General features: G+C 46.8%; 7 protein-coding genes. 3 read left to right on the plus strand and 4 right to left on the minus strand.

What is annotated here, in order from left to right; genetic code table 11:
• The first annotated feature begins 122 nt into the window (after positions 1-122).
• Both QUB04_RS31655 and QUB04_RS31660 read left to right on the plus strand, forming a co-directional pair.
• Positions 123-3,053 (plus strand): DEAD/DEAH box helicase, encoded by a 2,931-nt coding sequence (locus tag QUB04_RS31655; protein WP_333290632.1) that lies wholly within the window; start codon positions 123-125, stop codon positions 3,051-3,053.
• Positions 3,054-3,149: 96 nt separating this feature from the next.
• Entirely contained in the window at positions 3,150-3,974 is an 825-nt protein-coding gene (locus QUB04_RS31660; RefSeq protein WP_333290633.1) for an SWIM zinc finger family protein, read from the plus strand.
• A 168-nt stretch (positions 3,975-4,142) separates the two neighbouring features.
• Here QUB04_RS31660 and QUB04_RS31665 read toward each other — a convergent pair whose 3' ends face one another.
• Together QUB04_RS31665 and QUB04_RS31670 are read right to left on the minus strand one after the other, a co-directional pair.
• The gene (locus tag QUB04_RS31665; protein WP_333290634.1) at positions 4,143-4,874 is read right to left on the minus strand and encodes a PaeR7I family type II restriction endonuclease; all 732 of its coding nucleotides are present in this window, start codon (positions 4,872-4,874) and stop codon (positions 4,143-4,145) included.
• On the minus strand, positions 4,871-5,917 hold the full coding sequence (locus tag QUB04_RS31670) for a site-specific DNA-methyltransferase (protein WP_333290635.1): 1,047 nt from the start codon (positions 5,915-5,917) through the stop codon (positions 4,871-4,873). The genes QUB04_RS31665 and QUB04_RS31670 overlap by 4 nt, the downstream gene beginning before the upstream one ends.
• Positions 5,918-6,088: 171 nt before the next feature.
• Here QUB04_RS31670 and QUB04_RS31675 point away from each other — a divergent pair, with 171 nt between their 5' ends.
• Complete coding sequence (locus QUB04_RS31675) at positions 6,089-6,868, plus strand: photosystem II S4 domain protein (protein WP_333290636.1); 780 nt, start codon at positions 6,089-6,091, stop codon at positions 6,866-6,868.
• A gap of 218 nt (positions 6,869-7,086) precedes the next feature.
• Here QUB04_RS31675 and QUB04_RS31680 read toward each other — a convergent pair whose 3' ends face one another.
• Positions 7,087-8,562 carry a hypothetical protein gene (locus tag QUB04_RS31680; RefSeq protein ID WP_333290637.1) on the minus strand — a complete coding sequence of 492 codons (1,476 nt, stop codon included), beginning with the start codon at positions 8,560-8,562 and terminating at the stop codon, positions 7,087-7,089.
• Between the two features lie 280 nt (positions 8,563-8,842).
• A partial coding sequence (locus QUB04_RS31685; RefSeq protein WP_333290638.1) for a CHAT domain-containing tetratricopeptide repeat protein occupies positions 8,843-11,052 on the minus strand: 2,210 nt, incomplete at its 5' end.

An 11,052-nucleotide genomic window follows, 5' to 3' on the forward strand; every position in this document is an offset into this window, starting at 1 on the left:
GCACAAACAAGATGGTTATCAATATGCGTCAATTAACTCCGCTTTACTCCAATAAAGGCGTTTCTAGTAATTAGACAGAGTTACCCGAAACATTTGAGTTGGAGTATTGGCAAGTTGATTGTGTGTCCATCGCCACCCACACTTTGACTAAAGTATTGAACGATCTGCATTTTTTTGCCCTCTACGATGTAGCAGAAGTTCAGTTTGGTTCAGACTTGCTATTTTGGTATCACTACACCCAAAATTTTAAGCAAATTGTTCTGAAAGATCATTATATTCCGGCGTTGCGTTATCGAGAAACTGCTCCGATCGCGATCGCACCCATCGAAACATCCGAACCCGCTGAGAAAGCCACGCGCGGGCGTAAGAAAGCGGGCGAGACAAAAACCAAAACAACTGCAAAAACTCCAAAAACCCCTGCCAAAATTGCACCCAGCTTTGAGATTTATCCGGGATGGGAAATTGTTTCAACACAGTACGAAACTGATTTACAACGCTATGTTGAATGGATGCCTTTAGTTTGTGTGTCCGGTTTTCGGAAGATCCAGCTACAAGATACACCAAAGTTCTACGATCGCGAACGGTTGCTGCGGCATTTTTCCGAGTGTGCGATCGTGGAAATTGTCACTCAAACCCCCATCCCAGCATCGTTTGAAAATAAGATTGCGGATTCTTTACTCCAAATCTGCCTCAACCAAACACGAAAAATAGCGCCAGTAAGCCTTGAAAAATACCGGCAATGGCAAACCTGGCGCGATCGCATTACGCGCAATCAATCTGCTGACTCATTCTCCCTCTGCTTTCAACTACAATCCCCCGAAAACCCCGAACAGCCTTGGGTTTTAGAGTTTCAGGTGGCTGCGAAAAAAGACCCATCTCTGCGGATGCCGTTGCAGGATTATTGGCGATCGCGATCGACTCAACAAAAACAGTTGCAAACACAATTCGGAGACAACTTTGAGCAACATTTGCTGACAAATCTCGGCTACGCTGCCCGCATTTATCCCCAACTTTGGCAAGGGCTAGAAACCGACAAACCCGTTAATATTACCCTCAGCTTAGATGATGCTTTCACCTTTCTGAGCGAGTCTGCTTGGGTATTAGAAGATGCCGGATACAAAGTGATTGTCCCCGCTTGGTGGACGCCGAAGGGGCGACAACGGGCGAAGATTCGCCTGCAAGTCAAAGGGAAGGGCAGCAAGATCGCTGCCATCAAGGGCAAAGGATTGTTTTCGGCGGATTCCTTGGTGGAATATCAATATGAATTGGCGATCGGGGGTGAACGGGTTAGCGAACAAGAATGGCAGGCGTTAGTAAGCGCTAAAACACCGCTGGTACAGTTCCGAGGACAATGGATGGAACTGGACAAAGACAAGATGCAGGAGATGCTAAATTTTTGGCAAAAACATCGCGAAGAAAACCCCGATTTAAGCCTGATCGACTTTATGAAGTTGACGGCCGAAGGAGAAGCGAGCGAACAGTTGGAGGTTGAGCGCGATCGGGCGTTATCGGATATGTTGGAGAAGCTGAACGATAAGAGTCGGTTAGAGTTAATTGCAGATCCAGCAAAGTTTCAGGGCAAGTTACGGGATTACCAAAAGCGCGGCGTTTCTTGGTTGAGTTATTTGGAAAGTTTGGGATTAAATGGCTGTCTTGCAGATGATATGGGTTTGGGTAAATCGGCGCAGGTAATTGCTCGATTATTGCAAGAGCGGGAAGTTTTATCTACTACAAAAGAGACAGAAAAAGCGATCGCACCTTCGGTTCTACCCACGCTGCTAATTGCGCCCACATCCGTAGTTGGTAACTGGCAAAAGGAAATGGAAAAATTTGCTCCAGAATTGCGATCGCTGATTCACCACGGCCCTCAACGTTTGCAAGATGCCAAAGCATTCAAAGCCGCCGTCCAAGGTTGCGATATGTTGATTACTTCCTTTACCTTGGTGCGAAAAGATGAGAAGCTGTTGAGCAGCGTAGCGTGGCATCGCGTGGTAATTGATGAAGCCCAGAATATTAAAAATCCCAAAGCGGCGCAAACCAAGGCGATTTTAAAGTTACCTGCTACCCATCGACTAGCATTGACTGGAACACCCGTGGAAAATCGATTGTTGGATTTATGGTCAATTTTTAATTTCCTCAATCCCGGATATTTGGGTAAAGAGGCGCAGTTTCGGAAAATGTTTGAATTACCGATTCAAAAACATGGGAGTCGCACACAATCAGCCGCGCTCAAAAAATTAGTAGAACCTTTTATCCTGCGCCGTCTGAAAACCGATAAGTCGATTATTCAGGATCTCCCCGACAAAGTTGAGCAAAAGCTCTACTGCAATCTCACCCGCGAGCAAGCTTCGCTTTATGAAGCGATTGTGAAAGAGGTAGAACAAGAAATTGACGCGGCGGAAGGGATGAAGCGCAAAGGGATGATTTTGGCGACACTGCTGAAGCTGAAGCAAATTTGTAACCATCCGCGCCAGTTTTTGCAGGATGAAAGTGAGTTTACACCAGAGCGATCGCACAAGCTGGAACGGCTGATCGAGATGATTGAGGAAGTCAAAGCAGAAGGCGAAAGTTTATTGGTATTTACGCAGTTTACAGAACTGGGAAGCGCGTTGGAAAAATACATTAAACAAACGCTACATTACAACACTTACTACATCCACGGGGGAACCAGCCGCGAAAAACGGGAACGGATGATTTCAGAGTTTCAAGATCCAGAGTCTGAACCTTCAGTATTTATTCTGTCACTGAAGGCGGGCGGCGTGGGAATTACGCTGACAAAAGCTAATCACGTGTTCCATTTCGATCGCTGGTGGAATCCGGCTGTGGAAGATCAGGCAACGGATCGGGCGTTTCGGATCGGACAGGAAAAAAATGTGTTTGTGCATAAGTTTGTGGCGATTGGCACTTTGGAAGAAAAAATTGACCAAATGATTGAAGACAAAAAGAAATTGGCAGGGTCAATTATTGGTGCGGATGAGTCGTGGTTAACTGAGTTGGATAATGAGGCATTTAAAAAGTTAATTAGACTCAATAAAAATGCGGTTCTAGATTAGGAGAAACAACATAAGAGAGGGAGAGGGGGAGAGGGGGAGAGAGGGAGAGGATTTTTGATTGTCATCGAAATATACAATTTAAATGCAGAACAGCTTATGTCACAATTTACTCGGACTTGGTGGGGCAATAAATTTATCGATGGGCTGGAAAGATTTACCGATTCTGGACGACTCGGAAGGGGACGTTCCTATGCCAGGAATGACAAGGTAAAAAGCTTTAAGATTAATGATGGCTTAGTGATGGCAGAAGTAAGAGGCTCGGTTAATCCTTATTTTGGGGTTTATAAGGAGCCTCTGTACAAAACTAAAATTGAGTTTGAGCCAATTAGTCAGGCAAAGTGGAAAGTGGCGATCGCCCAAATGGCATCGAAAGCCAGCTTCATTTCTCGGCTGCTGCTCAACGAAATGCCCGACAATATTGAAAATGCTTTCTCACCCCTCGGATTGCACCTTTTACCCAGCAGCCGTGAGGACTTTAAGACTACTTGCTCTTGCCCAGACTATAGCAATCCCTGCAAACATATTGCCGGAGTTTATTATTTGGTGGCGGCCGAATTGGACAAAGATCCATTTTTACTGTTTGAACTACGCGGACTTTCTAAGGAAGTGCTGCACCTCGAATTAGCAAAAACGCCTTTGGGCTTGGCGCTTTCTGCAGAGTTAACGGCTGATGCAGCGGCCCCTGTGGCGGTGGATTCCTATTTCACGCGGGCGATCGCCAGTGAGGCGCAAACGGTCAGCCTGAAAGAGTTTTGGCACGGTGCGAAGCGATTACCGCAGACGATTGAGGTGGCAGCGCAAAGTGGGGTAAGTGCGATCGTGGTGAAGAAACAGGGAGATTTTCCACAGTTTTGGCACAAGGATGGTTCGTTTATTGAGGCGATGGAAGAACTGTATATGCGAGTGAAGAAGAATAAGTAGTTGGGTAGACAATGTGGCATTGCTGATTGACGGTAGGAATTAAGTTCTACGAAAAGACTCCAAGGCACAAAAAGTCTGTCTTCGGCAAAGATTAAAAAATGTAGATTCATACTAAAGTTCAGCAACGCCCATCCCTCTACTCTGCAACGCCAAAATCTGTTATCTACTCTACAGCGCGTGCCGGATAAGCTGCCGCAAAAAATTGACTACCGACAAGTCTGAACATGGCTCCGTATAGTTGGGATTTTGTGCTGCCTGTTCGCGGTTTGTCACTAAAAAACAAGCAGCGGTGAAATGCCTTTCTCGCACCATCTTCTGACAAAAAAGTTCGTAGCGTTTAGCATAGCTTGCCTCTCTAAACTCTGGCAGAACCGCGAAATGCGGTTCAGCAACCTGTACCGGGGTGCGCGAGGCAGGACAGTCTTCCAAAACAAACAGATATCCTAACCACGGTGGCGGAGGTGCTGCGCCAAACACCCCTTCCCGGTAAGCTGTCCAGATGTCGAGAGCAGCCCCCATCGCTTCTTCTGTGCGGTTGTTGAAGTTGTTGCCAAAGCTGCCAACCTGGCTCTTCAACTCGATGACTACTTTGAGTTGCCGTTTTTCAGGGTTTACCACCAAAAAGTCGTACATCTTCGTCGGGCGAAAGAACCCCGGTATAACGGTTAGGCTTTTTTTAACGTGGATATGGTTTTGAGGCACACCTGCAGCCAGCAAGAAATTAGTCAGCGTCAGGATGAAACCGTCCATCTGCTTGCCGCCTGTCACCGCACTGCGGTTTCCCTGGTCAACCTTGCCAGCTAGCACCTGGGCTTGTGCCTGGGCGATGCGGGTATCCCAGAAACCCTGCACCGCTTCCTGGAACACATCATCGGGGATGATGGGTGTCTGTCCCGTCATTCAGCAACCTCCCCCATCGTTCTGTCGTAGACTACGCGCAAGCCATACGTCTCCTGCATCCGTTTCAGCGCTAGGTGATGGTAAGTTGGCTCAACATCTACCCCGATACTGTTGCGCCCCCAGTTGGCGGCGGCGACGCAGGTTGTTCCTGTCCCCATAAATGGGTCTAGTACCGTGTCCCCTGCAAAGGAAAACATCCGCACCAGCCTTTCTGCTAGTTCCAAAGGATACGGGGCGGGGTGTTGCTTGGTGGAAGCGCCTTTGATATCCTGCCAAATTTGTTGAAACCACTGCCGGTGGAGAGTTTCCGGTATCACGGACAATACCCGTGCTGTCAGAGTGGGACTGCGGTAGCCGCCAGGTTTGCGCTGCATCAGGATAAATTCGATGTCGTTTTTGATGACACCTCCGGGCTCATAAGGTTTGCCGAGAAAACTGGTGCCATTCCCCGCTGCTTCCAGGGAAGCATTGGCGATTTTGTACCAGATAATCGGTGCGAGGTTATCAAATCCCAAATGGCGACAGTGTTCCTGAATACTCGCGTGCAGGGGAAATACCATGTGCCTGCCAAACCGCCTGCGGGCAACACAGACATCGCCCACCACAATCACCAGTCGTCCGCCGGGGACTAAAACCCGCCATACCTGCTGCCATACTCGATCGAGCTCCTGCAAAAACTTTTCGTAGTCTGCTATTTCGCCAAGCTGGTTGAGATTTTGGAGATATTCTTTTAAATTCCAATACGGGGGCGATGTGACTACCAGATGTACGCTTTCATCGGGAATATGTGTCAAGTTTCGGCTATCGCCCTGTAGCAAGGAATGGAAAGATGGCAACCCCTGCACCCGATTCTGAATTTCCTGGATCAACGCCTTATTTTTGCTGATGGCAGGAATGGCGCGTTGCTCGTCTGCTGTTAGTAATGCCGTTGCTTCCTCGGGTACAAGGCTTTTATCCTGTAGCGCTTGTTTCAACGGTTCGGCTGCTTCCTGACACAGCAACCGCGTTGAAATATTAACCTTGCTTAAACTCGAAGACTTCATACATTTGGTACAATAATCATGTTCATCATATCAGTTTTGCGAGTTCCAAAAATCATAAGTTCGTTATTGGATTATCTTAGACTATAATTAAAGTAGTGTGACTGTTAAAAAAGTAGACTTTTTAGTTACAGCAATTTTTGGTAATTTCAAATTAGAATCTAGCATTAACTGATGTTACAAAGAGAAGAACTGTTAAAAGGCATTGAAAACCGCGAATGTGTCGCGCGGGCGATCGACCAAGCGGAACAAGCAATTAAAACTTGGGAAGTTACTCTGACTGATTTTCTGTCGCCTCCAGAAGTGGCAGACACTCTGACGGTATTTAAGCGCTTAACAGACGTGGAATTAGTCGCTTGGGGCGGCTACCCGCAAGCTGAAAGACAAAGAATTGCGATCGCGCGATCGGATATCCCGATCGACTCTGCTAGCGTTAACGTGGCTGCGGTGGAGATTGCTGGCAATTTCTTGTTCGATACAGCTTCTCACCGCGACTTTTTGGGGGCGATGTTGGGTACGGGAATTGTCCGCGAGAAAACTGGCGATGTGATTGTTTTGGGAGAACGCGGCGCGCAAGCCATTGTCATGCCGGAGATGGTAGAGTATTTGGAGATGAGTTTGCAACAAGTGCGATCGGTTCCTGTGCAAACGCGGCGCATTGAGTTGAGCGAACTCAAAATTAGAGAACCCAAAAAGAAAGAAATGACAACGGTTGAAGCATCCATGAGATTGGATGCTGTCGCCTCGGCTGGGTTCGCAATGTCTCGCAGCAAAATGGCAGATTTGATTGGCAGCGGTGACGTGCGAGTTAACTGGAAAGACGTTACTCAAGCTAGTTATAATGTCAAGTCTGGAGATTTAATTGCTGTTACCGGCAAGGGAAGATTGGAAATTGGGGAAGTTGCTGTTACTAAGAAGGAACGCTATCGAGTCCAGTTAACTCGATATTTGTAATTTATGGGCGGCATCTTCGGCTTGTGGAACAGGCATCTTGCCTGTTCTTAAGAATGCTGAGGCGAAGATGCCCAACCCCTACTCCCCCCAAAAAATTGACTCTTTGTGGAACAGGCATCTTGCCTGTTCTTAAGAATGCTGCAACATATGAGTTATACCACCCAAAAACCCCCAAAAAACCGGTTTCTTTGGTTTTATGCGTAAGTCCTAAGTCCAAATTATCGGGGAAAAGTTTTCCTTACCCACACGGCGATACCCAGCATTAACAAGCCAAATAGTAAGCCAAACAGCAGACTCCAGATAATTGTCGCAGCAAAGGGATGCAGCGGTAGAGAAAAATCGGGTTGCCATTGAATCCGTGTATCCTTGATTAGAGGATAGGCGGCGGAAAAGATTTGTCCGCCGCCGATCGCAGTTCCGACAAAAAAGATGATATTCTCAAGCTGGCGTGCTCCCTTTTTCTCGCTGTCTTCCTGTTGCTTGTATAATTCCATCTGTTCCCTGTCCAATTCCACCTGTTCGATTTCCACCATCCCCCGCACAGTGGATATCGACTGCTGGAACAAATTCTGACTGGCAATCAAGTAGTTTAAATCGATTTCAATTTGCCGCTGATACTTATCCTCAGCTAAATCTAGAAACCTCTGCCAAAAATCCAGATTGTCGCCTGGGATGCACAAACCTCTAATTCTTGTCAACGCCTCACCATAATTTTCAGCATTAGTATCAATGGTATTTCTCTCTGCTTGCAAATATTGCACCTGCTGAGCAAAAGCCAACATTTTAGTGTGAACTTCAGCCAGCAACTCCTTTAACTTCTGCAACTTAACTTGTCGATTTTGTTCGCTTTCTATTGCACGCAATTCGGGAAGCTTCTTTTCTAACTCGCCCACTATTTGCTGTGCTTGGCGATACTTTTTCCGAGCTTCGCCATACACAAATACAATTTTAGCGCGAGAGCACAGCAGATTCATCAAGTAAGAATTAAACGCCGGCGTTGCGAATTTCAAAGTTTGGGAATTCTCTTGCAACCATACTAGAAAATGACACCGCTGACGCGCATCATCTTCGCGGCTGTCATACTCAAAAATCGGGCTGCCGAATAACTTTCCTTCGGCGCGAAACTCTACTGATGGGGGCTGTTTATCTTGTACAAAAGCTTTAACCGATTCGTCAGCTAATTTCCGGTAAGTATCATAAACTGCTGGTGCGGCGTATAATAATAATGTCTGTCCCAGAGACGGTTGAATTGCATTTGGCAACAAGCAACCTTCGGGATTTAATCGAGTTAAGTCCGCTACTTTTATTGTGAGATTTTTATAGTAAAATGTCAAGTCTGCGGTGTAAGTATCCTGAAGTCGCAGAGCATAGATAAAACCATCAAGATTCTGGTTATCTGGCTGAGTAATTGGCTGAAAAGTCAGAGTTTTTCCATCTGGAATCAGCAATTTTACCAGACTCAGATTTTCCCCTTCGCCGTCTGGATCATAGACCCCGTTTTTGTAGCAAATTAGCTGGTCTCTGAGGGATTTTAGTTCGTTGACGTTAAAGTCTTTGCCGACATTATCTGCTAGATTTTCCCACAAGGATTGAGCATTTCTGGCTACTTGTCCGTAGCCTTCGTCCCTATCATCCCGCAGGTGGAAAGGATAGAGGGTTATGCTGGGATTTTTAATTTGCCATTCTTGGCTCATAATCAAGTTTGTTAATTATTTTAGGGGATTCCGTGGCGGTTCAAAGTCCCCCTTATTAAGGGGGATTTAGGGGGATCAAGACTGGAGTGCAATCGGTTCAAAGTCCCCCTTATTAAGGGGGATTTAGGGGGATCGAGACTAAGCTGCAATCGGTTCAAAGTCCCCCTTATTAAGGGGGATTTAGGGGGATCAAGACTGGAGTGCAAGCGAGATTTATCTGTGACTCCACATTCCTCCGATCCCCCCTAGCCCCCCTTAATAAGGGGGGGACAAGAGTTTTTTATGTCGATTCTGTGCCCGAAGTATCAGTTTCAACCACCACAGAAGACTCAGACAAACCCAATCGAATCTGATTTTCATTCAGTGTTTCGTAAAACTCCCTGACGATTTCCTGCGGTGCATCGCTATCAGTGCCGCCCGCACCCATTTGATAAATTTCGTTCTCTAAATTCTCTTCAATGTGAGGTCTAGTTTCACACCAATCCTTGATTGTTTGAGCGATAATATTGATATTGGTCTGACCAATATCAATCGCTGATAATTGTTTGACAAATTGCGGCTCGGATATTTTCAATAACTTACTAAAAGCCGCCACAATTTCTTCGGGTGTGGCCTCATCGGGAAGTGACATTACTAATCTCCTTAAATTACTCTTTTGAGTTGACAGGGGTAAAGTTTCTGTTTCGCCAATTAAGGTAAATGCAGCCCAAGCTATGGGACTCGGAAATCGCTCTTTTGTGGTTAGCATAGCACACCGCAAGGCGGCTGCTCGATTCTCGCGCCGTGCTAAATTTTGGTAGAATTCAGTCATTAGTAATTTGGCTGAATTCGCTCCCATATTCCACAGGGAAACGATGATGCTGGGGACTCCGGCGACGATGAAGCAGCGCGACAATCCGATGACTCCATCTCCGGTGATTTTACCGCGCCCGGTGCTGCACGCGCTTAAAACTACCAGTTCGGAATCGAGTTGTAATTGCAGGATTTCTGCGGCTATAAGTGCGCCGTCGTCGGTGTCTCCTGATGGTGCTAAAATTATCGCACCGGGGATGCCGGAACCTTGGAAATCGTCGAGGAGTCCGTGGGCGGATAAATGGACGATGCGCGTGTTTAGCATCTTGTCTAAAATGGCGACTTTTGTGGCTTTTTCTCCGCTAATTGCTTCGGTTCCTAAAGTTGCCGCAATGGCTTCGGCGGCTTCTTTTGCCCTCGGCATTTGCTTGAGTTTGTAGGGGTTTTTGTTGAATTTTGGGGCGATGGTTGGATCGCCGACAATTAGGGCGGCTTGTCTCAATCCTCGGACTCGGTTTTGATGTTCGCGGGTGATTTCTAATACTTGGATGGATGGGCTGGTGAGGATGGTATGATCTTCGATTAGGTAGCGGTTGTTGCTATCTTGCAAGGCGGCGAAAGGTACTAAAAATAAGTCGTAGTGGGGGACGAAGATGATGGGGGAATTGGCATCGGTGGGGAGTAAGTCTAGGATGGGTTCGATCAGGATTTGATGGAGGAGTTGCAAGAGGGGAAAGCGGCCTGTTTCGTCTCGTTTGTACTGGGATTCTAGGTGAATTTTGTTGCCTGCGTCGTCGGTTTCATCGGTGCCGATGGAGACGCGGGTTTTGAGGATGATTTGTTTGAGGGTTTGGTTTTGTTGGTTGAGGGGTTCGAGGTTGGCGGCGCGATGGGTTATGTGGCCGTTTGGTTGGATTACCCAGATGTAAATTGCTGAAGAGACAATCGAATATTCAACTATTGTGGAGTTTCTGTCGCGGGCGATTTGTTGGATTTGGGGAATTGATAACCCCCCCAATTCCCCCTTGCTAAGGGGGGGCTTTGAGAGGTTTGCTTCTTCCTCAAATCTTGATAACCCCCCCAACCCCCCCTTGCTAAGGGGGGGCTTAAGAGAGAGGAATTGAGATAACTCTTGTTCCTCCCCTTGATAAGGGGGAGACTGAGGGGGCGTTGTTAATAAGGTTTGTCGCAATAACTCGACGAAGGCACGGGTACGACCCCTTTCAGATATTTCTAAGGCTTCATCAAATCTAGTTTGGGCGACTAGGACTTGTTGCAGCAGGCGATAGGCAGATATTTGGGTTTCAAAAATTGAGACTTTGTGGTCATTACTTACTAATTCAGAACGCAGAGTTTCATGAATTTGGACTGAGGCACGGAGTGCTGTTTCCGCTTCTGCAAGTTGGTTATTTTTTAGTAAAGTAGATCCCAAATTGTTTAGAGAAATTGACTCTCCTTGGCGATATCCGATTTCCCGTGAAATCTCTAAATACTGTTGGTGAAATGCGATCGCCCTGTGGTATTCCCCTAGGGAATTGTAAGCATTGCCCAAACTGCCGAGGGAAGTGGCTTCTCCTTGGCGATCTCCGATTTCCCGTGAAATCACTAAATACTGTTCGTAAAATGCGATCGCCCTGTGGTATTCCCCTAGGGAATTGTAAGCATTGCCCAAACTGCCGAGGGAAGTGGCTTCTCCTT

It is taken from the genome of Microcoleus sp. D2_18a_B4, assembly GCF_036702475.1.
Lineage (GTDB): Bacteria > Cyanobacteriota > Cyanobacteriia > Cyanobacteriales > Microcoleaceae > Microcoleus.